The sequence below is a fragment of the Methylorubrum suomiense genome, assembly GCF_022179765.1.
In the GTDB taxonomy this organism is placed as follows: domain Bacteria; phylum Pseudomonadota; class Alphaproteobacteria; order Rhizobiales; family Beijerinckiaceae; genus Methylobacterium; species Methylobacterium suomiense.
Genome location: NZ_BPRE01000009.1, coordinates 103,343 through 129,942, shown reverse-complemented (window position 1 = coordinate 129,942; position 26,600 = coordinate 103,343). Strand labels below are relative to the sequence as shown.

General features: G+C 63.0%; 24 protein-coding genes and 1 tRNA gene. 16 read left to right on the top strand and 9 right to left on the bottom strand.

Features of this window, described 5'->3' with window-relative positions; genetic code table 11:
- Positions 1-415: 415 nt before the first annotated feature.
- Positions 416-1,591: a peptidoglycan-binding domain-containing protein gene (locus MFF26_RS15685; RefSeq protein WP_238308185.1), complete on the top strand. Its 1,176-nt coding sequence runs from the start codon at positions 416-418 to the stop codon at positions 1,589-1,591.
- A gap of 708 nt (positions 1,592-2,299) precedes the next feature.
- Positions 2,300-4,204 (top strand): PAS domain S-box protein, encoded by a 1,905-nt coding sequence (locus MFF26_RS15680; protein WP_238308184.1) that lies wholly within the window; start codon positions 2,300-2,302, stop codon positions 4,202-4,204.
- A gap of 91 nt (positions 4,205-4,295) precedes the next feature.
- Here MFF26_RS15680 and MFF26_RS15675 read toward each other — a convergent pair whose 3' ends face one another.
- Positions 4,296-5,090 (bottom strand): Crp/Fnr family transcriptional regulator, encoded by a 795-nt coding sequence (locus MFF26_RS15675; protein ID WP_137827303.1) that lies wholly within the window; start codon positions 5,088-5,090, stop codon positions 4,296-4,298.
- 209 nt (positions 5,091-5,299) lie between these two features.
- Between MFF26_RS15675 and MFF26_RS15670 the strand changes: the two genes are divergently transcribed.
- The 3 genes from MFF26_RS15670 to MFF26_RS15660 all read left to right on the top strand — a co-directional run bounded on the left by MFF26_RS15670 (position 5,300) and on the right by MFF26_RS15660 (position 7,782).
- Complete coding sequence (locus MFF26_RS15670; protein ID WP_137827304.1) at positions 5,300-5,536, top strand: DUF6894 family protein; 237 nt, start codon at positions 5,300-5,302, stop codon at positions 5,534-5,536.
- A gap of 454 nt (positions 5,537-5,990) precedes the next feature.
- Positions 5,991-7,166 carry a zinc-dependent alcohol dehydrogenase gene (locus tag MFF26_RS15665; RefSeq protein WP_137827305.1) on the top strand — a complete coding sequence of 392 codons (1,176 nt, stop codon included), beginning with the start codon at positions 5,991-5,993 and terminating at the stop codon, positions 7,164-7,166.
- 16 nt (positions 7,167-7,182) lie between these two features.
- Complete coding sequence (locus tag MFF26_RS15660; protein WP_137827306.1) at positions 7,183-7,782, top strand: hypothetical protein; 600 nt, start codon at positions 7,183-7,185, stop codon at positions 7,780-7,782.
- Positions 7,783-7,835: 53 nt separating this feature from the next.
- On the opposite strand, the gene MFF26_RS15655 is transcribed toward MFF26_RS15660, so the two are convergent.
- Together MFF26_RS15655 and MFF26_RS15650 are read right to left on the bottom strand one after the other, a co-directional pair.
- Entirely contained in the window at positions 7,836-9,008 is a 1,173-nt protein-coding gene (locus tag MFF26_RS15655; RefSeq protein ID WP_238308183.1) for an alpha/beta hydrolase, read from the bottom strand.
- Positions 9,009-9,362: 354 nt separating this feature from the next.
- Complete coding sequence (locus MFF26_RS15650) at positions 9,363-11,294, bottom strand: PAS domain-containing protein (RefSeq protein WP_238308182.1); 1,932 nt, start codon at positions 11,292-11,294, stop codon at positions 9,363-9,365.
- Positions 11,295-11,823: 529 nt separating this feature from the next.
- On the opposite strand from MFF26_RS15650, the gene MFF26_RS15645 reads away from it, so the two are divergent.
- Entirely contained in the window at positions 11,824-12,396 is a 573-nt protein-coding gene (locus MFF26_RS15645) for a YciE/YciF ferroxidase family protein (RefSeq protein ID WP_137827309.1), read from the top strand.
- Between the two features lie 188 nt (positions 12,397-12,584).
- Here MFF26_RS15645 and MFF26_RS15640 read toward each other — a convergent pair whose 3' ends face one another.
- Entirely contained in the window at positions 12,585-13,232 is a 648-nt protein-coding gene (locus MFF26_RS15640; RefSeq protein ID WP_238308181.1) for a lytic transglycosylase domain-containing protein, read from the bottom strand.
- 398 nt (positions 13,233-13,630) lie between these two features.
- On the opposite strand from MFF26_RS15640, the gene MFF26_RS15635 reads away from it, so the two are divergent.
- The 3 genes from MFF26_RS15635 (at position 13,631) to MFF26_RS15625 (ending at position 17,435) form a co-directional block, all read left to right on the top strand.
- Positions 13,631-13,963, top strand: coding sequence for a hypothetical protein (locus tag MFF26_RS15635; RefSeq protein ID WP_137827311.1), 333 nt, complete (start codon positions 13,631-13,633; stop codon positions 13,961-13,963).
- 682 nt (positions 13,964-14,645) lie between these two features.
- Positions 14,646-15,182, top strand: a complete 537-nt coding sequence (locus tag MFF26_RS15630; protein WP_238308180.1) for a hypothetical protein — start codon at positions 14,646-14,648, stop codon at positions 15,180-15,182.
- 636 nt (positions 15,183-15,818) lie between these two features.
- Positions 15,819-17,435 (top strand): FG-GAP repeat domain-containing protein, encoded by a 1,617-nt coding sequence (locus MFF26_RS15625; RefSeq protein WP_238308179.1) that lies wholly within the window; start codon positions 15,819-15,821, stop codon positions 17,433-17,435.
- 395 nt (positions 17,436-17,830) lie between these two features.
- Here MFF26_RS15625 and MFF26_RS15620 read toward each other — a convergent pair.
- Positions 17,831-17,906: transfer RNA gene (locus MFF26_RS15620), tRNA-Lys, on the bottom strand.
- A 284-nt stretch (positions 17,907-18,190) separates the two neighbouring features.
- Between MFF26_RS15620 and MFF26_RS15615 the strand changes: the two genes are divergently transcribed.
- Positions 18,191-18,448, top strand: coding sequence for a hypothetical protein (locus MFF26_RS15615; protein ID WP_137827313.1), 258 nt, complete (start codon positions 18,191-18,193; stop codon positions 18,446-18,448).
- Between the two features lie 3 nt (positions 18,449-18,451).
- Here the strand turns inward: MFF26_RS15615 and tgt are convergent, their stop codons facing one another.
- Positions 18,452-19,603 carry a tRNA guanosine(34) transglycosylase Tgt gene (gene tgt / locus MFF26_RS15610; RefSeq protein WP_137827314.1) on the bottom strand — a complete coding sequence of 384 codons (1,152 nt, stop codon included), beginning with the start codon at positions 19,601-19,603 and terminating at the stop codon, positions 18,452-18,454.
- Between the two features lie 135 nt (positions 19,604-19,738).
- The gene (gene queA / locus MFF26_RS15605) at positions 19,739-20,872 is read right to left on the bottom strand and encodes a tRNA preQ1(34) S-adenosylmethionine ribosyltransferase-isomerase QueA (protein ID WP_137827315.1); all 1,134 of its coding nucleotides are present in this window, start codon (positions 20,870-20,872) and stop codon (positions 19,739-19,741) included.
- A gap of 107 nt (positions 20,873-20,979) precedes the next feature.
- Here queA and MFF26_RS15600 point away from each other — a divergent pair, with 107 nt between their 5' ends.
- From MFF26_RS15600 to MFF26_RS15585, 4 genes are all read left to right on the top strand, one after another.
- Positions 20,980-22,443, top strand: coding sequence for an FAD-dependent monooxygenase (locus MFF26_RS15600; RefSeq protein ID WP_171015365.1), 1,464 nt, complete (start codon positions 20,980-20,982; stop codon positions 22,441-22,443).
- A 151-nt stretch (positions 22,444-22,594) separates the two neighbouring features.
- Positions 22,595-22,750, top strand: a complete 156-nt coding sequence (locus MFF26_RS15595) for a hypothetical protein (protein WP_238308178.1) — start codon at positions 22,595-22,597, stop codon at positions 22,748-22,750.
- A gap of 10 nt (positions 22,751-22,760) precedes the next feature.
- Positions 22,761-23,009, top strand: a complete 249-nt coding sequence (locus MFF26_RS15590) for a hypothetical protein (RefSeq protein WP_137827317.1) — start codon at positions 22,761-22,763, stop codon at positions 23,007-23,009.
- Positions 23,010-23,080: 71 nt separating this feature from the next.
- Positions 23,081-23,968, top strand: coding sequence for a cation diffusion facilitator family transporter (locus tag MFF26_RS15585; RefSeq protein ID WP_137827318.1), 888 nt, complete (start codon positions 23,081-23,083; stop codon positions 23,966-23,968).
- Positions 23,969-23,991: 23 nt separating this feature from the next.
- Here the strand turns inward: MFF26_RS15585 and MFF26_RS15580 are convergent, their stop codons facing one another.
- Positions 23,992-24,168, bottom strand: coding sequence for a hypothetical protein (locus MFF26_RS15580; RefSeq protein ID WP_171015366.1), 177 nt, complete (start codon positions 24,166-24,168; stop codon positions 23,992-23,994).
- Positions 24,165-25,415: a PepSY-associated TM helix domain-containing protein gene (locus tag MFF26_RS15575; RefSeq protein ID WP_238308177.1), complete on the bottom strand. Its 1,251-nt coding sequence runs from the start codon at positions 25,413-25,415 to the stop codon at positions 24,165-24,167. Before MFF26_RS15575 ends, MFF26_RS15580 begins: the two co-directional genes overlap by 4 nt.
- Positions 25,416-25,768: 353 nt before the next feature.
- Between MFF26_RS15575 and MFF26_RS15570 the strand changes: the two genes are divergently transcribed.
- Positions 25,769-26,428, top strand: a complete 660-nt coding sequence (locus MFF26_RS15570; RefSeq protein ID WP_238308176.1) for a class I SAM-dependent methyltransferase — start codon at positions 25,769-25,771, stop codon at positions 26,426-26,428.
- Complete coding sequence (locus MFF26_RS15565; protein ID WP_238308175.1) at positions 26,410-26,550, top strand: hypothetical protein; 141 nt, start codon at positions 26,410-26,412, stop codon at positions 26,548-26,550. Before MFF26_RS15570 ends, MFF26_RS15565 begins: the two co-directional genes overlap by 19 nt.
- Positions 26,551-26,600: the final 50 nt, after the last annotated feature.

The following is a 26,600-nucleotide window of genomic DNA, read 5'->3' as shown; positions in this document are numbered from 1 at the left end:
AGTCTCGGTGCCCCGCCTGCCGATCATGTGAATACGATTGATCGACACGGGACCAGTACGCAGTCGGATGGTAAGTGAGGCGAAACAGTCTCGGAAGACCGCAACGACCTCGAAGTGTGAAGCGGCACCGTGTCGGTGGCGGAACGGCTGTGTCGTGCTTCGCTCCGACGTTCGGTTCAATCGAAATGCCGAAACGACTCGGCTGGGAGTGCATGGGTACCGAGACGGTACAATCGCCCAAGCGGCCATTGCGAGGGTCGGTTGATCCCAAGCGATGCTGGGTGTCGAGCTACGACGAAAAAGGCGACGATTGTACAATGGATCCGCTCACGCCGGGTGTCTCCTAGGGGTTCCCCCGTAGGAAACGGGGGTCGACAGGCCCGGTTCGCCTCCATGTCCATGGCAGGAGGTCTTCATGGCTTTGAAGCAAATCTTCCTCGTAAGTACGGTCCTTACAGCACTAGCAGGCGGTTACGCCCAAGCGCAGCAATCGGCCGTCAGCAATCAGCGGACCACTCAAGACCAATCTGACGGACAGGGGACGCAGATCTACGTCAGCTCGGCGGGCGTGCGGCAGATCCAGCAGGCGCTGACGCAGAAGGGGTACAGCACCGGAACCGTCGACGGGCGCTGGAACCCGCAGACCACATCCGCCGCGCGCAGTTTTCAGCAGGCGCAGAATATGGAGCCGACCGGGACGCTCACGATTCCGCTCGTCTACGGCTTGGGTCTCGAGAAGGACGTCGTTCTCGGCAATCGCGACGGACAGGACGTGGGCCAGGGAGCCGATCAGGGCACGAAGCAGCCCGACAACCAGCGCATCGTCATCGAACGTGCCAATGGCCGCGGCACGCCGCTCTATGTCAGCCCGGCCGGTATCCGGCAGATCCAGCAGGCCCTGAACCAACAGGGCTGGAACACTGGACAGGTGGACGGGCGGTGGGGACAGACGACCGTGCAAGCGGCGCGCAGCTACCAGCAGGTCAACGGGCTTGAGCCGACAGGTCATCTCGAAGTCGGCCTGATCGCCGCCCTCGGCCTGACCGATCGGATTTTCTCGTCGGGGCAAGGCACAGGTCCACAGGCCGCCAAAACGGCGCGGCCTCAGCCCTCGCAGGCGGCTGGACCAGGAGGGGACCGGCAGGTCGACAACCAGCGCATCGCCATGGAGCGTGCCGACAGCCCCGGCGAGGCGCTCTGGATGAATGCGGACGGTGTGCGCCAGATTCAGCAAGTTCTCAATCAGCGCGGCTACGCTGCCGGCCATCTCGACGGCAACTGGAACAACGACACGACGATCGCTGCGACGCACTTTCAGCAAGCACAGGGGCTCGAACCAACCGGCACGTTGACCACGAATCTCCTCGCGTCCATCGGCATGCCCAATTGGCAGCGCGGCGAATTCATGGGCGGCATGACGGTCAGCGCGAGCGTGCCGGGAAATCCTAACCCGCAGACGACCGGCTCGACGTCAGCGTCTGGGACGAGCCCGTCAGCATCCGGCGGTACGAGGGACGGGCTGGCCGCACGGGACAACGCGCCTGCCGGGCGCGCCGGTGGTGAAGGGCAGAACGAGTCGGGCAACCGATAGCGCCCTGCTCGGGCGGCGAGTTCGCGACCAGCTTCGTCGATCGCCGAGCGGCATTCGTGCCGCCGGCTCTCGGCAGGCAGTGCGGTCTCGCCGCCCCTCCTGTTTGAAATGCGATCACCCTGCCGCATCTTCGGGTGGGGCCATCGACTAACAGTCGACCGGCAATCGTTGCCCGGCTACCACAACAATTTTCAAGATCAACAATTGTCGATACTGGAGGCGTCATTTGTCGGACACGTACAAATGACGATCGCGACCAGTGTCGCTTGTCTACATCAATATCGGTCATTGAGGTTTGGATTTAATGATTCGAAATTGAGTCGATACCATTCTATCATTGATTAAAATTTTTATCTCTTTGGTGCAGATCTGATGAGTATTCTGGCTGATCGTGTATCATCTAGCTCGCCCTGCGCCGCCTCATCGGTGCTGGGGTATTCTTTTCCAACAAAAATCAATGACGCGATCGAGCATGCCAAATGCCGAAGTGGATAAGGCTATAACAGCCGCCATCGCGCAATGCGATTACGCATCATCGATCAACATACATGAAAGATATGTGCTCGCTTTGAGTTTAGCGCTTTGACGTTAACGGAAGTGGTTGGCCTCGTCTGGACAAGCCAGCCTGTCTGATCCGCGCATCGCTGGCCCCGTAGAATGGGCTCCTTCCACCACAACGGTCTCTGAACCTTGGAGTGGTCCACCCCGATGCAAGCCCGGAAGCAGATCAGCGTGGATACCGACGATTTCCTGACGGGAGGCGGCCAATTGGCCCTTCGCATTCGAGAGCACGACTGGAAAGCCACCCCCCTCGGGCCCATCGAAGGCTGGCCCCTCGCCCTGCGGTACACGTTGAGCAGTATGCTCAATTCGGCCTTTCCGATGTATCTCGCCTGGGGGGGGAACCTCGTCAGCTTCTACAACGACGCCTATCGACCCATCCTCGGCGTCAAGCCCGAGGCTTTGGGGCGTCCGTTCCCGGAGGTGTGGAGCGAGGCTTGGGATCAGATCGGGCCGTTGACCGATCGTGCGTTGCACGGGGAGGCAAGCTATCTCGAAGATTACACCGTCACGGTGAATCGCCACGGGGTCCGTGAGAAGAGCCATTGGACGTTCGCCTATTCCCCGGTCCGGGACGATGGTGGGCAGGTGCAGGGCGTGCTCTGCCATGTGCACGAGACGACCGAGCGGGTCAGCACGGAGGAGCGGTTCCGATCCGCCCTGCGGGAAATCGAGGCGCAACAAGCCCGGTTCGCTGCGCTGATCGAGCATCTTCCCTTCGGAGCCGGACTGTTCGGAGCCGATGGCCAGGCGGTGCTGACCAATCCGCTCTGTCGGCGGTTCCTGCCGGGCGGCAAGGCTCCCTCCGTCAGTCCCGAGCTGCGGCCGCAATGGACTGGTTTCGACACCGATGGCCGGATCCTCGAACCGAATGAATACCCGTTTGCGCGGGCGATCCGGGGCGAGGTCGTTCAGGGCACGAGCTTCCTGCACCGGACCGCCGAGGGGCATGCCTGTTGGATGCGCGTCAGCTCGATTCCGGTGCTGAAGAGCAATGGCGAGATCCAACAGGCCATCGTGGTGCTGCAAGATGTCGATCGGGAGCGGCGCGCCGAAGGGGCCCTGCGCGAGAGCGAGGAGCGCTTCCGGCGCTTCGCCGATCATTCGGCAAACGTGCTCTGGTTGGCCGATGTGGAAAGTCAGCGGCTCGATTACCTCAGTCCGGCTTTCGAGAGGATTTGGGGCATGGCCGTAGAGGACATGCCAGATATCGCCACATGGCTGGCCAGCGTGCACCCGGATGATCGTGACGGCGCGGCACAGGCGTTGGAGCGGGTCGGTCGCGGTGAGACGCTGGTCGTGGAATATCGCATCCTGCGTGCCTCGGACCGGGCCGTACGCCGGATCCGGGACACCTTCTTCCCGATCCCAGCGGAGGATGGTCGCAGCCGCCAAGTGGGTGGGATCGCGCAAGACATCACGATGGACGCGGGTCTCCACGCCTACGTGGTCGCGACCGCGGATGAGGCCCGATCGAAACTCGCAGTTGCCCTCGAGGCCGCGGGATACGAAGTCCAGGGCTTCGACAGCGGTCGGGCCCTCCTGCAGATTGCCGGTTCCCTGATGCCCGGCTGCGTCGTGCTCGACTTGGAAGAGCGCGGCGATTTCGTGATTGCGAAGGAGCTTCAGGCCTACCGCACGCACCTGCCGGTGGTGACGGTTGGCGCCAGTGCGGGCGATGTCGGCTTCGGAGTTCGCGCCATGAAGGCGGGAGCGGTCGATTTCCTTGAAGCGCCCTGGACCAATGACGCGCTGATTTTTTCGGTGAAGACGGCGCTTGCGGACATTCGCGATACGGCGGAGCGGACACGGGTACACGATGAATCCCGTGATCGGGTTGCGACCTTGTCGGACCGTGAGCGCGCAGTGCTCGAAGGGTTGCTGGCGGGCGGCACCAACAAGACCATCGCTCGCACCCTGGGTATCAGCCCCCGTACGGTGGAGATCCATCGGGCTCGGCTGATGGAGGCCCTCGGTGCCCACACCCTTCCCGAAGCGGTACTCATCGCCACGGCCGCCGGTGTCCATCCCGCCGTGCAGAACGCACCGTAGAGGCGCGCTCGACCCCGCACGATCGGGCCCATCTCGCCAACGGACAGCGACTCCGCCGTAAGGGGTGGTAAGGCCGGGAGGAGCTAAGAATTTAAAGGTAACTGGCCTCGAATTCCGCGAGTTGGCGAAGCCGTCGCGGAGCGAGGATTCGCAGATGGCGGCCCTGCAACGCGATCATCCCGTCACGCCGGAGCGTTTGCAGCACCCGATTCATGTGGACGCTCGACAGCCCGAGAGCTTCGGCCAGATCCGCTTGGGTCAACGGCAGGTCGAACCGACCGTCCGAGGCTTGGCCGATCGATCCCAGGCGCTCCAGCAATTCGCACAGGAGATGAGCCGCGCGCTCGACGCCCGAGCGGATGCCGATATTGGCGATCCACTCGCGCCCCGTCGCCTCCTCGGCGAGCCGTGCGCGTTGCAGGGCGAACGCGATGCCGGGATGGTTTTCGATCAGATCGAGATAGGCTGCGCGGGGGACGCGGGCGATCCGGCAATGGCTCAGCGTCTCGATGGCGTGGTCGAGAGGGTATCCGTGGAGCGCTCCCCGGTCGCAGAGATCACCGGGGATGAGATAGGCCAGGATCTGGCGTCGACCGGATGCGCGGCGCTTATGCCGGCCAGCGAATCCTGCAAAGACGATGAGCGCGTGGTCGGCCGCGCAATCTTGCTCGACGAGTACGACATGCCGCCCGACCGGGCGCGTGTAGACGGTCAATCCCGTAAGTGCCGACCGATCCTGCTCCGTGAGTGGGCCGAATGCGTCGAGCTTGCGTGCCAGGGCACAACCGAACATGCTTCCATCCGGCGCCGGGGCTCGGTGCCACGGGATGCGATCGGTATCGGGCCTCTCGCGATTGAGCTCGATGACGGGGATGATCGGCTCCATGGGACTCCCTCCAGGATGCCGCTCTATTCAATTGTTCGGATCAACGAAGTACATCCGTCCAGTTCCTTAGTAATTCACCCGGCCACGCCAGTGCCCCTGCCTGCGCTCGATGTATTGTGATTCTCGTAATGATCATAACCCAAGTTATTGCGCTGTTTTCTGTTCGGATTTGTATCTGATGCCTATCTTTTAGGCAAGAAAAACAGAAAATGCCACGTTTTTACATAGACACAGTCAAGGGTTGCGAAGAAACGCGCGACGAAGACGGCGAGACGTATCGCGACATTGTCGAGGCCCGCCAAGCGACGATTCTGGCTTTGCCTGGACTGTGCGACAGCGACATACCAGACGGCATGACCCAGCATTACCGGGCAATTCTCAGGGACGAGTTCGGTAAAATATTGTATACAGCGGATCTGAATTTTTGTGGTAAATGGGAAATATAGATCTGCTATTTGCGCATTAATATGGCGACTGGATTCCAAGCAAGTATGTACTGGGACTCACAAGGTAGCGGGTCAAGCGTTCCCCTATCGATTTCGTATTGGATGACTTGCGGCGCACGTTGCAGTTTGCCGACGTAAGGGCGGCACGAGTTGCCCCCCATCCGATAGCCCCGGGCAAAGCCGCAGGGACCTGCGAGAGACGTGGCGCGCTGGGCTGGGCGATTCGGACATGTCCCGAGGTCCGGCGCCGGTGCGTTGCCGACGCGGGATCGATTGCGTTCCATCCGATGAGTGCCGCGTTGCGGAGGTCTCCTAGGGAATTGTCCGCGGGAACGCTGCGGAGATCGGGCCGGTTCGCCCCGTTGAAATCCCGACCACCATCCCGCGAGACTTCAGCTCCGATACATCCCTCGGATTTGGCTCTCGCACCCTCAGCCGATGGGAGAAGAAGGCGATGCGAGCCCTGGTTTGGCATGGGAAGGAAGACATCCGTTGCGACACCGTCACCGATCCGGAGATCGAAGACGGGCGCGACGTCATCGTCAAAGTGACGAGTTGCGCGATCTGCGGATCCGACCTGCATCTGTTCCACAACTTCATCCCAGCCATGCTGCCCGGCGACGTCTTGGGGCACGAAACCATGGGCGAAGTCGTCGAGACCGGCCGCAATCTCAACGGCAAGCTGAAGAAGGGTGATCGGGTCGTCGTGCCGTTCACGATCGTCTGCGGCGAGTGCGATCAGTGCAAGCGCGGCTACTACTCCGTCTGTCAAAAGAGCAATCGGAAGAAGCACCTCGCCGATAAGGTGTTCGGCCATACGACTGCGGGATTGTTCGGCTATTCTCACCTCACCGGGGGCTATCCGGGCGGCCAAGCCGAGTACCTGCGCGTGCCCTTCGCCGACACGACCGTCCAGAAGGTGCCGGAGGGTATTCCCGACGAGAAGCTGCTCTTCCTGTCCGACATTTTCCCGACCGGATGGCAGGCGGCGGTGCAGGCCGACATTCAACCCACCGACACCGTGGCGATCTGGGGCTGCGGGCCCGTCGGACAGATGACGATCCGCTCGGCGATCCTACTGGGTGCCGAGCAGGTCGTGGCCATCGACAATATCCCGGAGCGCCTGGAGATGGCGGAGGCCGGAGGTGCCATCACGATCAATTTCGACGAGGAGAACGTCGTCGAGCGGCTCAATGAACTGACCGGCGGCGAGGGTCCCGAGAAGTGTATCGACTGCATCGGCATGGAAAGCCACGTCACGCTATCCATGCCGGATACGGTCTATGATCGAACCAAGCAGCTCCTGCTCGCCGAGAGTGACCGGCCGCACGTCTTGCGCGAGATGATCTATGTGTGCCGACCGGGCGGCCTGATCTCGATACCGGGCGTTTACGGGGGCTTGGTCGACAAGATCCCGATGGGCGCGGCGATGAACAAGGGCCTGACCTTCCGTATGGGTCAGACGCACGTGCAACGCTGGACGCCCGACCTCCTCCGCCGGATCGAGGAGGAGCAGATCGATCCCTCCTTCGTCATCACCCACGAGGTCCCGCTCGACCGGGGACCGGAGATGTATCGAACGTTCCGCGACAAGCAGGACAGCTGCATCAAAGTCGTTCTTAAACCCTGACCCATCGAGAGAGATCATGACGAACATCTCAAGCCTCACGAGCCTCTCGAACATCACACGGTCCGAGGGCGATCCGAAGGTTTTACGGTCCGGGCCGAGTTCGCGAGGCGTGCCGGACAGCCTTGCCAAGGGTCTCGGCTGGTTCAGCCTGGCCCTGGGCCTCACTGAACTTCTCGCGCCGCGCAGCATCACGCGTCCGCTCGGAATGGAGGGCAAGGAGGCCTTGGTGCGCGTCTACGGCGTTCGCGAGATCGGCAGCGGCATCCTCTCGCTGTCGGTCGATAAGAATCTCGGTCTGTGGAGCCGCGTCGCCGGGGACGGGATCGATATCGCGACCGTGATGACGGCGTTGCGGCACGACAACCCGAAGCGCGACAACGTCGTCGTCGCCCTCGCCCTTCTCCTCGGTATCACGGCGGTCGATCTCATTGATGCCAAAGCCCATTCGGCGCGGCACAGCCGCGATGTCGGTCGAAAGCGATCCTACCGGAATCGAAGCGGCTTCCCACGCGGCGTCCAGGCGTCCCGTGGTGCCGCGCGAGATTTCAAGACACCCGATGATCTCCGGCATGCCCCGCACCTTGCTAAGGTTTCGCCGAGAACGTCCGCCGCCTGACACAGCGGTTTTCGCAGAGCCGGCTCGTCTCGGCTGATGAGGGGACGAGCCGGCTAGCGATTGCCGGTCATAGCCCGTACGGGGGCGCCGGCGAGATCGACGGTTGAGCCGACCGTATCGCGGAGGCCCGAGCCGACATTCGATAGATGCTCGCCATATGTCTCGCGCGTCTGCGGATCGATGATGGCGACCGGAGCGGCCACCGCCAGCGCCGCACCGGTGGCCACGGTCGAGGCGGCGCCGGCCGCCGTGCTCACCAACCGATCACCGATGCCGATCTGGCCGTCCGAGATGGGCTGGCCATCGGCGAGGCGCTTGCCCAGCAGGGCCACCACATCGCCGGAGGCGAACTTGCCGTGGTTGAGGGGATCGTCACCCTTCACTGTTGAAAGGTTGAGGACGCCGATATTCTGACGCTCGAGTTCCGTACGGTACGGCTCGGCCGTCGGGTCGATGGCGCCCAACCGCACGCTGTCGCCCCAGACCAGCCGCGACACCGCTAGCGCCTGGTCATCGCCGGACACCATCAGAGTCAGCCGTGGCCGGTTCGGGCCCATGTCGCGGAAGGCGGACCGGGCCAAATCGATGTCGACATCCGGCGCTGCCAGGATGACATTGCGAATCTTGGGCGCGACGCGACGGTCACGGATGGCCATTTGGCGCAGGCTTTCCAAGGTGAGCCAGTTGCCCATCGAGTGGGCCAGCACCGTGATCTCACCGACATTCGGATCCTTCGCGAGATCCCGCAGCAATGTCTCGAGCTCGTTACGCGAGAAATTGGTGCTTTCCCGGTCGTAGCCATAGGCCAGCACGGATCCGCGCGACGGCCACGTGAACAGCACCGGCGCCACCTCGGCACCGGAATCGTGCACGATCTGCGCGAACCGGAAGACGGCATCCTCGAACTTGTTGTTGAAGCCGTGGATGAACACGAGAACGTGGCGCTTGGCCCCGCGTCGAACCGTGCGGCCCGTCCAGGCTGACACTTTCGAGCGCTCGACCGGCTCGGCGCGGAGGGCAACGAAATCGGTCGCCGGATTTCCGGGGAGCGATTTCGGCCATTGGACGGTCCCCGGCTGACGCGTCGTGTCCGGCGGGATCGAGACGGCGAGATCGGTATAGGTCACCGCGTCGCCGCGCTCGCCGGAGAAGAGCACACCGCGATCGCTCGCCGACTTGCGAGTCGTCGCCACCAGCATCTCGACCCGCGATGTGCCCGGAAGCATCCCGGTTTCGGCGATCGGGAGAAGCACTCCGGTCGGGCGGCCGGCGCAAGCGCTCAAGAGGGCCAGCGTGGCTGCGAGGCCGGCGCCCAAAAGCCTCCGCTGCTTCCCCGGATATATCTCGAACACCAGCGGCCCCGCACCCAATCTCGATCCATGCCAGGGCCAGATGACGGTTAACGAATTCTTGCCCTCGATAAAGATGCCGCGCGATTGCGGCAGTTCGCGGTCACCATGGCCTGCGTCATCCTGCCATCGGTCGTTAGTTTTCTACGGCGTTTCGCTCTGAAGGCTCCGCCTATATCCGTCGACGCATCACAAGCGGGTGTCGACTGCGCCGATCACGCATCGGACGCCTCAGGGGAGTGCGAGCGGTTGCACGTCGATGCGCAATTCGGCGAGCGGGGCACGCAACGTACAATGCACCCCCAGGCTGCGATAGCGAAGCGACACGCCGCCCCCGGCAAGGCCGCGCTGGATCAACCGTGAGCCGAAACCCTTGCGCGTGGGAGGCGTGACCGGCGGGCCGTCCTGCTCCTGCCAGTCGAACTGGAACACGGCATCCGCCCCCTCCCCTTGGACCGTCCATTCGATCGAGACCCTGCCCCCCGGCGCCGAGAGGGCGCCGTACTTCTGCGCATTGGTCGCGAGCTCATGCAGCATGAGGCCGAGCGAGAGCGCGGCAGACGGGCCGATCAGCAGGTCAGGGCCGGTGACCCGGAAGCGTTGTCCGGTGTCGTCGTGAAGGTTTACGGCCTCCTGCACCACCCGATCCACGCGGGCGCTGTCGGTCTGCCCGTCCAGTAGAATGTCGTGCGCCTTGCCGAGCACGATCAATCGGGCCGCCAAGGCATCGCGGGCGGCGTCGAGGCTCGATGCGTTGCGCAGGGTCTGCGAGGCAATCGACTGGACCATCGTCAGGGTGTTTTTCAACCGATGCGACAGCTCGCGGTTGAGAATGTCCTGATGGGCTTCGGCGGCCTTGCGCACTTCGATGTCGCTGACCGCGACCACTGCACCCATGGTCGCGCCTTGCTCATCCTCGATCGCCTCGCCGGCGATCGCGATCCAGCGGCGTGTGCCGTCCGGGCGCTGGTACTGCACTTCGAGGCTCGCCCGCTTGCACGCACCGCTGGTGATCTGCGCCAGCGGATATTCATGTCCCTCCACCGGCCGCCCGTCGCCATGGAAGGCCACGAAGCTTCCATAGGCGTTGCTGGAGGGAGCATAGAGCGTGTCGTGACCGAGAAAGTCGGCCAGCCGCCTGTTGCCCATCAGGATGCGGCCGGACGGAGCTTCGGCCAGCAGAATGCCGACCGGTACAGCTTCCATGACCGTCCGCAGCCGGGCTTCACTGATGAGGCGGGCCGCGACCGCGTCACGATGGGCGGTCACATCGAGGACCACGCCGGGAAAGCGGGACGCTCTTCCATCGGCATCGTGGAAGCAGCGTCCGCGGGCATGGACCCACGAGATCGTCCCATCGCCGTGGCGCAGGCGATATTCCTCGCTGAATTCGCCCCCCTTCTCGAGAGCGAGCTGGATCCGCTCGCCGACCCATCCCCGATCATCGGGGTGGATGCCATCGATGAAGGCCGAGAGCGGCGCGCCCTTCGCCGCTTCGGCCGGATCGACACCGAACATTCGAGCGAATTGTTCGCCGGCATAGAGCCGGTCGGCCCGGATGTCCCAATCCCACCAACCGAGGCCGCCCGCCGCCGCGAAGGCGAAGGTGAGTCGCTCCTCGGAGATCCGCAGCGCGTCCCGAGCGGCCCGCATGTCCCGGTTGAGCTGCCGCTCGCGCAGCACGGTCGTGATCTGCCGCGACAGCCGCCGCAGACCGTCCGCCTGCGCGGTGGTGAGGCCTCGGGCCCGAGGCTTATGGTCGATGACACACAGACTGCCGAGCACATGCCCGTCAGGACTGCGCAGGGGGGCTCCGGCATAGAACCGGATCGACGGTTCACCGGTCACGAGCGGATTGTCACGCGTCCGCGGGTCGGCCGTCAGGTCCGGGATGATGAGGAGATCGGGTGCCGCGAGCGCGTGGACGCAAACCGAGGCATTCAGATCAGTTTGGCAGGCCGGAAAGCTGACACGCGCCTTGAACCATTGCCGATCCCCGGCCACCAGACTGACTAGAGCGACCGGCGTGTTGCAGACCAATGCCGCCAGATGAGCAACGTCGTCGAATTCCGCCTCCGGCGGCGTATCGAGCAAATCGAGCGCGGCGAGGGCGTCCAACCGGACGGGATCGAAGGTGGTACTGGGGAGAGCGGGTTTGGACATCGGCACAGGTGGCTTATGCGATCGTCTCATAACCCAATTGCGCGCAATCGTCTCGCACAATCGTGGGAGTTTTCGTCGCCCGTTGGCCTGGTTTTGGTTGTCCCACCGCTTCGGATGGTCTCCACAAGAGAGCGTAGCCGCAGCGCGCGTTCTGCTCGGTCGAGGCGGCCTCCTGGCGGCTTCGCCATGCAAGCCGCGGTCACCGATTGGGCGGTGTGAGGGGCCCCGGTTAACGAGGAAATGAGCCCTATGCGCGTTAGGCACTCGGTGGTGCTGACCCGACCCATTGCGTTGTGCGCGAACGTTCCCCGCGATGGTGCCACATGAAGCAATTCGGCTCGCCTCTGCCTTGAAACGGGGTGCGCGACGGCAAGCTGGCTGAGTCGACCCTACAAAGTTCCTCGAATTTTTCAGCTTTTCCTCGACAAATTTACGGACCCGAACCGTCTTCGGTCGGTTCTCAAGGCGTCGTCTGCCGGTGAGCGCTCTCCTGCAGCTTTATTCAATTCTCTTTATAGGACAAATACACATGGCCGCTAAGCAAAAGAGTTTGCAGGATGCTTTTTATGAAACGCTGAAAGACGTCTACTATGCTGAAAGGCAGTCGGTAAAGGCGCTTAAAAAATCCGCCAAAGCAGCAAAAAACGATGAGCTGCGGCAAGCGTTCGAAACCCATGCTGAGGAAAGTGCCGATCAAGTGGAACGGCTCCAGCTGGTGTTCGAAATCATCGGAAAGTCTGCCCGGGCCAAGACCTGCGAAGCCATGCAAGGGCTGACCTCTGAAATGGAAGAAGATCTCGAGGAGTTTGCAGATAGCCCGGCATCGGACGCGGTGCTCGCGGCGTGTGCTCAGGCGATCGAGCATTACGAGATTGCCCGTTACGGTACCCTCAAGACCTGGGCAAAACAGCTCGGCTATGCGGATGCGGCCAAGCTGCTCGATCAAACCCTGCAAGAGGAGAAGAAGACCGACGCGCTTCTGAGCGAGATTGCCGAGCGCATCAATGTCGAGGGCGATCCGTCAGAAAACGACCAGGCCGAGAACGAGACCGCCAAAGCCGGAAGCAAGGAGCGCGGCGGCGGGCGCGGCAAGGCGGCCTAGGCGCCACCTCATACCGCTTTAGGCCCGTGATCCTGGGGCGCCCTTCAGGCGCCCCTCGATGCTGCGATCAGCTGGATTCTTTTGCTTCGGCGGGTTCAATCATGACGCAGCGCAGTTGCCGTGGGGGCATATTTCTGCCGAACCCATCTGTCGATGAGCGCGGTATCCGGCTAGCGGATCAAGTGCTCTCAGCCTCCTGACCGTCGACCCGATTGCAGTTGCGCGACGATGCGGCGGACGCGTGCCTCGTGCGCTGCCCAGAACAGCTTACTACAGGCCGGCGTTCCTCGCTGGCAGCTCGGCATGCGGGCCGGACCCGCAGGCTCCACGGTCGGGCGAGCCACGGCCGCTACAGGTGCGGGTCCGACGCCGCTCGCCAGCGTCGATCCGATTTCCGCGAGATAGGCCCGTGCTCTCTGACAATACGTGACAGAGAGGGGCGTCATCGTTTCCGCCTTGTGGCCAGCGCGGTACTTCATCAGAGCGCGACACACGTCACCGCGTGCCAGCCCCCAAGCACCTGCCAAATACGCGACCCCGTAGCGGACATTCTCCGTTGGCCGTGCGAGCTCTGCAATCGTGCCCTTGAAACCCAGCATCTGAGCCGTGGGATGGCGGACCTGCATGAGGCCGACCTCGCCGACCGTACCCACAACCCGCGGGTCGTACGAACTCTCGATCTGCGCGACCGCCTCGGCGAGATCCGGCGGCAAACCGCGCTCGGTCGCCGCCCGCCGGACCATTCCGACATACGTCGCACGATCACTGGGGATGGCCGATTCCTGTGCCGTCACATCACCGGCGGTCAGGGCGACCAGCACGAGCAGGTAGCTCAAACGACGCAACATACTGCCTCCGTTGGAGGCTCGAGTTACCACAAATTGGTTGCCAGTCGGTATTCGCTCATCTCTGCGAGGGGCAACCTTGCTGCGCTGAAGCTGGCTGGCCGCGTTCTCTACCTCCTTGAGCGTCGAACCGTCGGGCGAAAGTCCGGGCGACAGTTCGGCAGGAGGGCGGCTTCTGCCCTTCACGGGCTCGCTTATTCGCCGGTCACACGATTGTTCGTCCGGGTGCCTAAAACGGGCGCGAAACATGCATAAAGATGAAAGGGCGCAACTGGCCGACCGGAATAACGGCCGTGCGCTGGGCCGTGCTGTGCAGTTCGACCAGCGGACTGCGATCGTGATCGAGGATGTAGCGGGCCGCGCGCGCGGCCCTCCGAGAGGTAGGCGCAATGAACAGTCAGGAACATTGGATCCGTGCGCGCGATGGCGGCGCTCGCCGTCTTGTCGCTGACGCTACAACATCTGGGTCGCTGTCCCAGTTTGCCATGCCGCAATCAGCGAATAATGAGCCCCCAGCAAAACAGGGGCATCGCGAGCTTCAAAACGAATGGCAACAAATCAAGAAATATGAGAATGCCAATTCCCATCATATTCGAATTATCGAACGGGATGTGCTGGTCCTACGAGATAACTCCGCTGAATTGTACAAGTGGATCGTTGCATTGTTTGGAATGTGCACCCTACAAGCGATCGGTCTTTTTCTTCTTTGGTGCTTCCGCTGAACTAACACACATTAATTCGGGGTGTGCGTTTCATAGCTGCCAAGGATAATTCTGGTATCGTATGTGGCTTGACGGATTGGCTCATATCCATTTGCCGCACGTATCTGGCGATGGACGCCCGCACTGAGCGTTGCAATTCAGTCTCGATTAAATTGACCAACGCGGCTCCTCTTGCTTGTTGGCCTCAATAATTAATTGCCACATGTATGATTTGGGCACCGAACGCATTTGGCTTGGTTTACAATCCTGTGTCTGGCAATTTCAACACAATCTCATGCATACAAGTGTCTCTCTTTCTCTTGCTATCGCTTTTTTACAAATTGCCAAATCGTTCTAGATCCCTACATCGCGCTCAGTGCATGGATTACCGGCCGGCTATCACGCATTGCGCAATAATGTTGTATTCATCATCTAATGTATTGTCGATCTTAGGAATCTTAGTTGTGCCGATTGGTTTCGTGTAAGCTACACAGATCTTTTAATTGTATTTTGTTATATATTAACCATTTGTTAACGGAAAACGTGTCTCAAGAGACACATCTTGTTCCAATCTCACGATATCGCGTGATCGAGTGCACAATTTTCTTGTGCGAACGGATTGGTTAACGAGACTGATGCCGCGGATCCCGTGGTTGCCCATACGGGCCCACTTGGCAACATGTCTCGCTGGAAGACGCTCCCGATGGACCTGACGAAGAAGATGCGGTGGGATCCATCGTTCAAGATTCGCCCCGAAGAGCAAGTCAACGCGCTTGAGACGTCGCCCGCTATGGCGGAGTTGGCGGCAATCTCAGAACCGAGTGCCACGCTTCCCAACATATTGCGCATCGTCCACGCGAGCCTCGAGCAAAATCCCCTTTCGAGTTCAGAGCCCCTTCCGTCATTCCAGGATTGGACCGGCCTGATCGACCGAGTGCGAGCTGCGGCCGCTCATGCGCGCGAAACAGAAGCGCAAGCGCAGGAGCAGGAGCACAGGGTTCAGGAGCTGCTGGAGCGCGTTCGCGAGGACATCAAGCGCGCCGGTGAGAGAGTGCGCGCGGCCGAGGCGAAAGCTGCCAAAATCGAGGCTGAGGCAGAATTGCGGATCCGCGCGGCCGAAGAGCGGGCGACCGCAGCCGAGGAAAGAGCGAGTATTGCAGAAAACTGGTTGAGGCGTTTGCACGAGGTCATCTCCGACGAATTCTCAAGCATCACGACCGGTGAACACAGGGCTGCGTAAAGGCTTTCACCTGTAGAAACGGTTGTCGGTGGAAGGCCACGACGATGGCCTTCGGCGTTGCACGCTGGATCGTGTCTTCTCCGATCCTACGCGTGCCTCCGTCGTCGCCCTCAAGCTATGCAGGTTCTGCAGTGTCATCGGCATACGCCGATGCGCTCGCTTCTCGCTGTCACGCTTTCATGACGAGCCTGGATATCAGGGTGGAACGCACCAGTCCCAATGGCGATTTCGTGAAGTTCGGTCAGACGGGTGATAATTCCGAAAGCTTTAGGCGCATCACCGAATGCAATTTAAATTTCTAGTTCCGGCTTCATAATCACCTGTATTCGAGGACGTCTCATCGCTGACGCGAGACGTACGTATGAGGTATTCGACGCAAATTTACCGGGTAGCCGCGGCAGCGCCAAGCCTGGAGCTTGTCGTCCGGAGGGCGGGTGATCGAGGCGGGTCGATCAATAAATTGAAAATTATTTTCGGTTACGAGATATTTAGCCTGTTGCGAAAGCCTGTGATATTGCTCAGCGGACAGTGGGTCGAACAAGAGTGCTCTGGTCGCCAGTGTATCATCCCGAGTCGTGGCAGCATTCAGCGCTTAATATAAAGTGATCGTATAGCGTCAGGAATAAGGTTTGAGCAATGAGCTTCCGATATACAGTCACACTGAATGATCCGTCCAAATCGGCGCAGGACGGTGCTCTGTACAACGCCGTAGCGGCGGCTGCCGAGCAATGGTCGCGATACATTCGTGGCTTCGGCGTGCTGGATATACAAGTTAACGTATCAAGCACTTCAAGTGGTCGAGCGAGCGGTGGCCCCGCCTCTGTCGTTTATGTCGGAGCAGAGGGTGATCGAAAAATTTATGAGCCGAATACGTCCTATGAAATGCGGACCTCGCGGGATTCCAATGGATCATCCCCCGATCTCATGATCAATGTCGATCCGGCCTATCTCAATACACTTTGGCTGGACCCCAACACGGCCGCGCCGGCCGATAAAGTCGATGGCCTCAGCGTCTTCATGCATGAGATCGCGCATGGGTTGGGGGTCTCCGGCTATCGTGACACGAATTCAGGCTCTCTTCCCGGCTACGCGACGCCCTGGGACCAACTTGTTTCGATAAATCAAAACGGAAGTGCATATTTCACTGGGTACTACGCTCAAAAGAATTGGGGCGGGCCCGTGCCGGTCACGACGCTAAACAACGGCCAGCAATATTTTCACTTATTCAATAGTGACCACGAGCACGGTGGCCAAGATCTAATGAATGGAATATACTTCTATTACCAGACGCGATATGACATATCCAGTCTCGACATCGCTATCATGCGAGACCTTGGTTATAGCGTCAACGATGGTTCGCCGTATGTCGCCAAGGATTTCAATTTCGATGGGACTTCAGATCTGCTGTGGCGAGATGCCAGCGGTCATATCAACCAATGGCTGATAGGAAGCGGCGGACAAATCTCCGCAGCGCCCAACATCGGAACGATCGGTTCCGAATGGGTTGCGCAAGGGATCGGGGATTTGAACGGCGACGGCACTGGCGACATTCTGTATCGTGATGGAGCGGGCCATATCAACGGGTGGCTCCTCGACACGCATGGCCAAGTCGCCGTTGCGCCCAATATCGGCACGATCGGTGCCGAATGGACCTTCCAGGGTCTCGGCGATTTCAACGGCGATGGGACATCCGACATCCTTTGGCGGGATAGCGCGGGCCACGTCAACGAGTGGCAGCTGAACAGCGACGGCGCGGTCGCGTTTGCGCCCAATATCGGCACCATCAGCGCGGAATGGCAGAAGAAGGCCATCGCTGATTTCAACGGCGACGGCAGGGCCGATATCCTGTGGCAAGACACAGCGGGTCACGTGAATGCCTGGCTGTTGAACAGCAACGGTCAGGTGGTCTCCGCTCCCAATATCGGCACGATCGGCGCCGAATGGACGTTGATTGGGACAGGCGATTTCAACGGCGACCGCGTCGCCGATCTCATGTGGCGGGACTCGGCCGGGCATGTGAACGAGTGGCTGCTCGACGCAACCGGAAAGGTTTCATCCGCGCCGAACATCGGAACCATTGGGGCTGAGTGGACCCTCATCGGTACGGGCGATTACAACGGAGATGGCACGGTCGATCTGATGTGGCGGGATACGGCCGGGCACGTCAACGAATGGCTGCTCGACGCGACCGGGCGGGTCGCCGCCGCGCCCAATATCGGTTCGATCGATTCGGGCTGGACAATCGTTGCTTAACCCTCGGCAGTATCGGCAGGATTGGAGTGATCCTGCCGATACGATCAGCTGGCGTGTTTGAGCGACCGTCGCGCGACACCGAGGGCTTCATCTACGCAACTGGCTCTGAAAGCAGTGTATGGGTCGATCTTCTGACCATCGGCGAACGTTGTACGCGAGCAGATATCCTGGTGAGCGTCGGTGCCGCGGTGAAGGTCATACTAAATAAGGCGGAACAGGAGCGCCGCCGCACTGCCGGGCGCGATGCTCCCTCTCTGCGGCGATGACAGCCGCTCTCAACGACCCTGATCAGCATGACGACAAAGGACAGAGACCTTCGTCATTTTGATCGGTGCCCGCAATGTCGTGATCCCTCGTGGCCGGAGGGTGGGATCGTCCAGCAAGTTTCAGTGAGATGGTGAGCGCGCTGGGACTCGAACCCAGGACCTACAGATTAAAAGTCCGTTGCTCTACCAACTGAGCTACGCGCTCGCACGGCGGACCCGAGGCTGCCTCGCGGGGCGGCGGTGGGCGGTGCGTGTGGCTCGCAATAGGGGGTCGCGGCGGGAGGGTCAACACGCAGCGAGCGTCATCCCAAGCAGGCTTCCGACACACCCTGTCATGCAGCCCCTCGGAGCAGAGAGCGAGCCGAGCAGCCGGCGTTCTTGGCATGCCGTTGAGGCTTCGAAGGTCTGGCCATGCAATGGCCGCACTCTCGTCCAGATCGGCAGGTCTACCCTCGCCGCCCGGCCAGACCGGGCGCAGGAGACGACTTGATGATCGGACGTACCCTCTTCGCCCTCGTTCTCACCACCGGCGCGGCTTGGGCCGCTCCTGCACCGGGCCAGCCGGCCGACCGCGATGCCCTGCGGCAGCACTGCACCGGCGACTATCTCAGCTTCTGCGGCGATCTCGCCCCCGACGGTCCCGAGGTGCGCGCCTGCTTCAAGACCAACAAGGCCAAGCTCTCGCCGGGCTGCCAGGCGGCGATCACGAGCTACACCAAGGCGCAGAAGCGCGCCGACTTGCGCTGAGCGTCAGGCCTTCTCGGCGGCTTCGGCACGGGCCCAGCCCTCCTTGGTCGCGCCGATGAAGTCCGCGAGCCGACCTTCGGCGATCGCCGCCCGCATGCCGGCCATCAGGGCCTGGTAATAGGCGAGGTTGTTCCACGTCAGCAGCATCATCCCCAGGATCTCGTCCGAACGGACGAGGTGATGGAGATAGGCGCGGGAATAGTTGCGCGCCGCCGGGCAGTCGGACACTTCGTCGAGCGGGCGCACATCCTCGGCGTGGCGGGCGTTGCGCAGGTTGATGCGGCCATGCCGCGTATAGGCGAGGCCGTGGCGTCCCGCCCGGGTCGGCATCACGCAATCGAACATGTCGATGCCGCGCATCACCGATTGCATCAGGTCGTCGGGCGTCCCGACACCCATGAGGTAGCGCGGCTTGCCCGTCGGCAGATGCGGCTCCACCGTCTCGATCATGGCCAGCATCACCGCCTGCGGTTCGCCGACCGCGAGGCCGCCGATCGCGTAGCCCTTGAGGTCGAGACCGGTGAGCGCGCGGGCGCTCTCGATGCGCAGATCGGGCAGGTCACCGCCCTGGACGATGCCGAACATGGCCTTGCCCGGTTGCTCACCGAAGGCGGTCCGGCAGCGCTCGGCCCAGCGCAGCGACAGCTGCATCGCTTTCTCGATGGTGGCGCGGTCGGCCGGCAGCCGCACGCATTCGTCGAGCTGCATCTGGATGTCGGAGCCGAGACACCCCTGGATCTCGATGGAGCGCTCCGGGCTCATCCGGTGAGCGGAGCCGTCGACATGGGAGCGGAAGGTCACGCCGTCCTCGTCGATCTTCCGCAGCGCCGAGAGGGACATCACCTGGAAGCCGCCGGAATCGGTCAGGATCGGGCCGTTCCAGCGCATGAAGCGGTGCAGGCCGCCGAGACGGGCCATCCGCTCGGGGCCGGGGCGCAACATGAGGTGATAGGTGTTGCCGAGTACGACGTCGGCGCCGAGTTCGCGCACTTGCTCCGGATACATGGCCTTGACGGTCGCGGCGGTGCCGACCGGCATGAAGGCGGGCGTGCGGATGGTCCCCCGCGGCATCGTGATGGCACCCGTGCGGGCTTGGCCGTCGCGGGCATGTACCGCGAAGCGGAATTCAGGGCTGGTCGTGAGCGGATCTGTCATCGGTTCGTGGTTTAGCGCGCTTTCGGCCGAAACGGATGTCGCGTCGTCGAGAGACGGCGTAGGGGACGGACGGTGTATGGCCCTGGAGGCGCTGGCATCGGGACTGGTCCGGCGATCGAGACGCGCGCGCCGGTATCAATCGCCGGTGTCGTAGGCGCGATCAATCGGACGCGGATCCCTGGTCTTATCCGGAAACAGCAGGCTCGCATCCCCGTAGGAGTAGAAGCGGTAGCCGTCTCGAATCGCGTGCGCATAGGCCGCACGCATCGTCTCCAGTCCCGCGAAGGCGCTCACCAGCATGAACAGGGTGGAGCGCGGCAGGTGGAAGTTCGTGACGAGCGCGTCGACCGCGCGGAAGCGATAGCCGGGCGTGATGAAGATCTCGGTGGCGCCTGCGAACGGGCGGATCGTGCCGTCGGGATCCGCTGCGCTTTCCAGAAGCCGCAACGCTGTGGTGCCGATCGCGACGACCCGCCGGCCGCTGGCGCGCACGGCATTGAGCCGTGCGGCCGTCTCGATATCGATGGTGCCGATTTCCGCATGCATGCGGTGATCGGCGGTGTCGTTCGCCTTGACCGGCAGGAAGGTCCCGGCCCCGACATGCAGGGTGACATGGGCCCGTCCGATCCCGGCGGCGTCGATCGCTGCCAGCAAGGCATCCGAAAAGTGCAGGCCGGCGGTCGGCGCCGCCACGGCGCCGGGTTCACGGGCATAGACGGTCTGATAGTCGGTCGCGTCCTGCGCGTCGGTGGCGCGCTTTCCCGCGATGTAGGGCGGCAGCGGCAGGGCACCGAGCGCCATGATGGCCTCGTCGAGGGCGGGGCCGGCGAGATCGAAGCCCAGGGTGATCTCGCCGCCCTCCCCTTTGGCTTCGACAACGGCCTCGAGCCCTGTCATGCCGCAGACCTCGCCGGCCCCCTCCCCCTCGGGGCCGAACCGGATACGGTCGCCGATGGCGAGGCGCTTGGCCGGTCGGGCGAAAGCGCGCCAACGATCAGGCGCCTCGCGCAAATGCAGCATCGCTTCGCAGCGCTGCCCGGTGCCGCCGGGGCGATGCCGCAGGCCCGCAAGACGGGCCGGGATGACCCGCGTGTCGTTGAAGACCAGCACGTCGCCGGGTGTGAGCAGGCCGGCCAGATCGCGCACGCCGCGATCGAGCAGGGTTTCGCCCGGCCGCACCACGAGCAGGCGGCTCGCGTCGCGCGGGCTCGCCGGACGCAGCGCGATCCGCTCCTCGGGAAGATCGAAGTCGAACAGGTCCACGCGCATGCAGCGGCTTTGCCGCGGATGCGGCCGGGAGGCAAATGCCCGTTGATCCGGATCGGTCAGAGGCGCATGCAAACGATCAGGGGTGCCATCGACCGCGGGGATGACCGGTGTTCGAACAGATCCTCATCGTCGGGGCCGGACCCGTCGGTCTGACGCTCGCCTGCGAACTGGCTCGCTACGGGGTCGACCTGCGCCTGATCGACCGAAGCCCGGAGCCGACCCGGACCTCGAAGGCCCTGGTGGTCTGGCCGCGCACCCTCGAATTGATGGATCGGATGGGCTGTACACGGGCCTTTCTCGATGCCGGCCTGCACGCCCAAGGCGCCACTCTGCGCAGCGGCGAGCGGGTGCTGGGCCATACGCGTTTCACCGACATCGCCAGTCCCTACCCTTTCGCTCTCATGATCCCTCAATCCGAGACCGAACGGCTGCTGGGAGAGCATCTGGCGGGCTTCGGCATCGCGGTGGAACGGCAGGTCACCTTGTCGGGCTTCTCGCAGCAGGCCGATGGTGTGACGGCACGGCTCTGCCACGCGGATGGTCGCGAGGAGGCGATCACCACCCCCTTCCTGATCGGCTGCGACGGGGCGCATTCGCATGTCCGTCACGGTTTGGGCTTCGACTTCGAGGGGCGGGCGGAGGGTGGCGAATGGCTGCTCGCCGATGTTCGGGTCGAGGGGCCGGATGCGCCGCCCTCCGACGAAATCACGGTCACCTTCCATCGGGATGGGCCACTCGTGCTGTTCCCGCTTTCCGGCGGGCGTGCACGGGTGATCGTGGCAACGGGCACGGCCGATCCATCGCGAAAGCCGCCCGAGCCGACCCTCGAACTGGTGCAAGCCCTGATTGAGGCCCGGGTCGGGCCGGGCATTCGAGTGTCGGATCCGGTCTGGCTCAGTTATTTCCACATCAACGAGCGCAAGGTCGCCCAGTACCGACAGGGCCGCGTGTTCCTCGCGGGCGACGCCGCCCACATTCATAGCCCGGCCGGCGGCCAGGGGATGAACACCGGCATGCAGGATGCGGTGAACCTCGCTTGGAAGCTCGCCCTGGTACAGGCGGGCCGCGCCGCACCGGACCTCCTCGACAGTTACAGCCCCGAGCGCGCCGCCGTGGGGGATATGGTGCTGCGGAACGCCTCCCGGCTGACGGCCGCCGCGACGCTGTCCAGACCTTACGCCCAAGCCGCCCGCAACCTCGCGATCCGGGCCTCGTTCGACTTCCGGGCCGTGCGGGATCGGCTCGCCGCCACCTTGACCGAGATCGGGATCGGATATCCCGACAGCATGCTGTCGGAGGGGCCTGGGGCCGGCCGACGTTGGCCACCCGAGTATGCGGGCGGGCCGCCGCCCGGCGCGGGCGACTCGCCGCTCTTCGTGCTCTACGCGGAGCGTGGTTCTGACGGCGAGGCTCTGATCGCTCGTTTCCCGACCTTGCTCGCCCCGGAGATTCGCCCCTCGCCGGACGACCGCATGCATCTCGTACGACCCGACGGCTATATCGGCCTCAGCGCTCCTGCTGGGGACTGGGACGCCGCCAACCGCTACCTCGTCCGACTCGCGCATCTGTGAGGCGCGATGCAGCCGGTTTCTCACTCGCGCGTTGATCGGGGCTTCGCGATGAGTTGCGACGAGGTTCGAGCCTCCGATGAAATGGTTTGCCCTGCGTCCGCGCGATCCTGCCGATCCACGTTGGCCTTTGCGCAGGACGCAACAAGTCGATTTGAAAGCCGAAGGACCTGAGGATGCCCGCCGCCGGTTCGGCGCAGCCTATCCGAGCGAACCTTTCGGCACACCCGCCCAGCCGCTTCCCCATCGCGGCGCGGGCTCGTTTCACGGCGACGCCGAGGCGCTCCTCGTCGAGGAGCCCGAGGCGTGAGGAGGAACGGATGACACAGTCGGCCAGGACCCTCCCCGAAACGCTTGATGGGCAGGCCCTTCGCTATTGGTTGAAGGAGGCGGCTCGCTTCGACGATCTCGCCGCACGGGCGAATTTCGGCTGGCTCGCACGGGGTTACGCGCGGCGGGCAGAGCGGGCGCGGGACATGGCGGAACGCTGCCGTGCCAAGGAGATTGCTCGGGGTCGCCTCCCCGCGGATGCGGCCTCCGCCGACATTGACGGCGATAGCCCGAGCTAAGACCTTTGCCGTGGCCTTCCGGGGTCGTCGGGCCTAAGGGCGTGACACCCCGTCACGCCACACCCCCCGCTATGACCCGGACCGAGAAAGCCGCCCTCGCGAGCGCCGCCGTTGGCGTCGTCGTGACGACGCTGAAATTCGTCGCCTACTGGCTGACCGGCAGCCTCGCGCTCTATTCGGATGCGCTGGAGAGCATCATCAATGTCGTGGCGGCGGCCTGCGCCTTCCTGGCGGTGCGCGTGGCCGCCCAGCCAGCCGACGAGGACCACCCCTACGGCCATCACAAGGCGGAATACTTCTCCGCGGTGATCGAGGGAGCGCTCGTCATCGTCGCCGCCGTGCTGATCCTCCGCGAGGCGTATCACGGCATTCTCGACCCCAAGCCTCTCGACGCGCCGGGCCTGGGCCTCGCGGTCAACGGCCTCGCCACGATAATCAACGCCGCCTGGGCGGTCGCCTTGTTCCGCCAGGGGCGGACGCTGCGCTCGCCGGCCCTGATCGCCGATGCCCGCCACATCGTCGCCGATGTGGTCACGTCGGGCGGCGTGCTGATCGGCGTGGGGCTGGTCTACGCCACGGGGACGCTCGTGCTCGACCCGGTGGTGGCGGGCCTCGTGGCCCTCAACATCCTCTGGTCGGGCTGGACCATGGTGCGTGATTCCGTCAACGGCCTGATGGATCAGGCCGCCTCACCCGAAATGATCAGCCGGATCCGCGCTCTCATCTCGACGCATGGCGAGGGTGCCCTGGAGGCGCATGACGTGCGCACGCGCCACGCCGGCAGCGCTACCTTCATCGACTTCCATCTGGTCGTTCCGGGGGAAATGACGGTCGAGGAATCGCACGCGATCTGTGACCGGCTGGAGGACGCGATTGAGTCCGAGATCGAGGGCGCCGTGGTGGTGATCCATGTCGAGCCGGGCGACAAAGCCAAGGGGCGCGGGGTGCCGGTGATCTGACCGGCGTCACCGGGGACGGCGTCTTACCCGCGGCGTCGATAGGCGAGGTAGCGCGCGAGACCAACACCCACCGGTCCCGCCGCCAGAACGAAGCCTGCCACTTTCCAGGCCGCTGCATCGGCCAGCATGGTGGCCAGTCCGACGAAGGTCGCTGCCGTGATGGCCATGGCGAAAATGATCGGATGCTGCGCCCAGGTCATGCCGCCCGGCTCCTTTTGCGGGGACGGCGGGCCCACCACAGCCATGCACCGTTGGCCGTGATGAACAGGGCCAGCCACGCACAGCCGGCCCAGAACAGCTTGAGCGGTAATCCGCCGTAATCTCCGAAATGCAGCGGTTGGGACATCTGCGTCACCACGAGATACCACGGCAATTGGGTGATCTCGTCCACGCGCGCATCGACCGCATCGACGAGGGCGATCTCGAATAGCCGCTTCTGCAGGCCGACCGGGCCGACGAGCAGGATGGTGTAATGTCGGACTGTCGAGAAATCGCTGCCGGGAAACAGGATGAAAGTGGTCCGCCAACCGGGGCGGGCTGCCTCGGCGGCCGCGCGGGCGGCGTCCAGGGAGGCGTGACCGCTCGCAATCGGCGCCTCTCGGGCATAGGCCGCCGCGAGGCGTTGCAATTCGGTACCCTGCCAGACCTTCAATGCGATGTTGCCAAGGGCCAGCGCGATCCCCGTCGCTCCCACGAGCAGGGTCCAGCCAAGGGCGATGGTGCCGAACAGGTTGTGCAGATCGCGCTGTTGCAGCCGTCTTCCGCGCTTGCGACGGACCTCGCCGAGCGCAAGTCCCTTGATGAAGGGCCCGTAGACCACGATTCCGCTCACGAGGCAGACGACGACCAGGACCGCGATGACCCCACCGATCAACTCGCCGGGCAGATCGAGGAACCAGTTGGCGTGCAGGCGCAGAACCAGGCCGGTCGGCGTCCAGCGAGGATCGACCGACGCGACCGGCGTCCCGCGAAATACATCCATGGTCACGAACTGAGCCGCGTCGAACCCGCGTTCGTTCGCGGGCACAAGGGCGACCATGACCCGTTCGGGATGATCCGCGTCGAAAACCATGCCGAGGGGGCGACGGTCCGGCGCGGTCGCCTGTGCCGCCGTGACGATCTCCGCGAGCGGACGCTCCGGCGTGCCGGGCGCGGGCGCTTCGACATGCGCGTCCTGGCCGAGGGCTTCGTCGATCTCGTGATGGAAGATCAGGATCGTGCCCGTGATGCAGAGGATGAGGAAGAACGGTGCGGCGATGAGGCCGGTCCACCGATGCAGCCACAGGGCGGTGCGAAAAGTGCGGGATGTGGTGTAGCGCGTGGCGCGCGGGGAATCGGACTGTGTCGCCTCTGAAGGAGCCGGCGTTTTCCGTGATTGCGCGGAGGTCTGCCCAATGTCGGCCGCACAGGCCGCTGGGTCCGTCGCGACGGGAGCGTCGACCGTCACATCGACGTGTTTCGACGCGATATCTCGATCCATCATCGATCGACCCGCACAGCCTCCAGCCTTCGCCCACACTCGGCACAAAAGCCCGTCTTTGATGAATGGTGAAATGCAGTTTGATCAACTCAAACTTTTTCGTCACCCGACATTATCAATATAGTTTTCAACATATCCTCGAATGAGCGGAAAACTTAAGTCATTGATATAGCTTTTGGTTTTGAAATATCTGTAGTTGTTTCAATTCTGATTTGCCGACTATAACCGTGCAAGCGACTTTAATATGTTGCATTCAAGAGACAGGGATTGACGTCGATTAGTCGGCTCCACGCAGTGATCGTGCTCACCGGCAGGACGGCATGATCAAACGAAGATTCGTCACCAACACACCCAGCCACCGGAATGCGACCGACCTCTTCGCCGACCGTTGGGCGAGCGATCTGTCCGAGTTGGCACCCGGCCTCAAGGCGGGCGGACTGCCGGGATTTCGCGCCGATCCGCGGCCGGGGCAGGCCGCCGCGCATCTCGGTGTGGACGGGCGGCTCGACGGTGACGGGGTGCTCGAACTCGGACCGTTGGAGGGTGCCCATACCTGTCAGCTTGAGGCGCTCGGCGCGAAGCGCATCACGGCCGTCGAATCAAATTCGGAAGCGTTCCTGAAGTCGCTGATCGTCAAGAACATCGCGGGGCTGAACCGATCGACCTTCCTGCTCGGCGATGTCAGTCGGCATCTCGAGGCGCCGGGACCGCGCTACGATCTGATCTTCTATTGCGGCATTCTCTACCACATGCTCGATCCGCTGGAGCTGATCCGCCTCGCCGCCGCGCGCACCGATCGGATCTTCATCTGGACGCATGACTTCCGCGAGGAACGGCGATCGCGAAGGCATACCAGCACGTCGTCGAGCACGAGGGTTTGCGGCTGTCGCTGCACGAATTCGCCTATAACGACCGGGGGCTCGCGACCTTCTGGGGCGGCAACCGCGACCGCACCCGTTGGATGGAATTGCCGGACCTGATCCGAGTGCTGGCCCATCACGGGCTCAGCGAGACCACGATCATCGCCGACGATCCGAACTTCGTGAACGGGCCGGCCGTGACGGTGGCGGCCCAAAGGCCGGGGGCGACACCGCCGGCTTGACCCATCCCGCAGGCCGTCCCTACACACCGTCTATGAGGGTGCCGGTCCGG

Coding starts and splice junctions, on each gene's coding strand:
- MFF26_RS15685 (WP_238308185.1), top strand. CDS start 416: ATGGCTTTGAAGCAAATCTTCCTCGTAAGTACGGTCCTTACAGCACTA.
- MFF26_RS15680 (WP_238308184.1), top strand. CDS start 2,300: ATGCAAGCCCGGAAGCAGATCAGCGTGGATACCGACGATTTCCTGACG.
- MFF26_RS15675 (WP_137827303.1), bottom strand. CDS start 5,090: ATGGAGCCGATCATCCCCGTCATCGAGCTCAATCGCGAGAGGCCCGAT.
- MFF26_RS15670 (WP_137827304.1), top strand. CDS start 5,300: ATGCCACGTTTTTACATAGACACAGTCAAGGGTTGCGAAGAAACGCGC.
- MFF26_RS15665 (WP_137827305.1), top strand. CDS start 5,991: ATGCGAGCCCTGGTTTGGCATGGGAAGGAAGACATCCGTTGCGACACC.
- MFF26_RS15660 (WP_137827306.1), top strand. CDS start 7,183: ATGACGAACATCTCAAGCCTCACGAGCCTCTCGAACATCACACGGTCC.
- MFF26_RS15655 (WP_238308183.1), bottom strand. CDS start 9,008: ATGCTTCCGGGCACATCGCGGGTCGAGATGCTGGTGGCGACGACTCGC.
- MFF26_RS15650 (WP_238308182.1), bottom strand. CDS start 11,294: ATGTCCAAACCCGCTCTCCCCAGTACCACCTTCGATCCCGTCCGGTTG.
- MFF26_RS15645 (WP_137827309.1), top strand. CDS start 11,824: ATGGCCGCTAAGCAAAAGAGTTTGCAGGATGCTTTTTATGAAACGCTG.
- MFF26_RS15635 (WP_137827311.1), top strand. CDS start 13,631: ATGAACAGTCAGGAACATTGGATCCGTGCGCGCGATGGCGGCGCTCGC.
- MFF26_RS15630 (WP_238308180.1), top strand. CDS start 14,646: ATGGACCTGACGAAGAAGATGCGGTGGGATCCATCGTTCAAGATTCGC.
- MFF26_RS15625 (WP_238308179.1), top strand. CDS start 15,819: ATGAGCTTCCGATATACAGTCACACTGAATGATCCGTCCAAATCGGCG.
- MFF26_RS15615 (WP_137827313.1), top strand. CDS start 18,191: ATGATCGGACGTACCCTCTTCGCCCTCGTTCTCACCACCGGCGCGGCT.
- tgt (WP_137827314.1), bottom strand. CDS start 19,603: ATGACAGATCCGCTCACGACCAGCCCTGAATTCCGCTTCGCGGTACAT.
- queA (WP_137827315.1), bottom strand. CDS start 20,872: ATGCGCGTGGACCTGTTCGACTTCGATCTTCCCGAGGAGCGGATCGCG.
- MFF26_RS15590 (WP_137827317.1), top strand. CDS start 22,761: ATGACACAGTCGGCCAGGACCCTCCCCGAAACGCTTGATGGGCAGGCC.
- MFF26_RS15585 (WP_137827318.1), top strand. CDS start 23,081: ATGACCCGGACCGAGAAAGCCGCCCTCGCGAGCGCCGCCGTTGGCGTC.
- MFF26_RS15580 (WP_171015366.1), bottom strand. CDS start 24,168: ATGACCTGGGCGCAGCATCCGATCATTTTCGCCATGGCCATCACGGCA.
- MFF26_RS15570 (WP_238308176.1), top strand. CDS start 25,769: ATGATCAAACGAAGATTCGTCACCAACACACCCAGCCACCGGAATGCG.
- MFF26_RS15565 (WP_238308175.1), top strand. CDS start 26,410: ATGGAATTGCCGGACCTGATCCGAGTGCTGGCCCATCACGGGCTCAGC.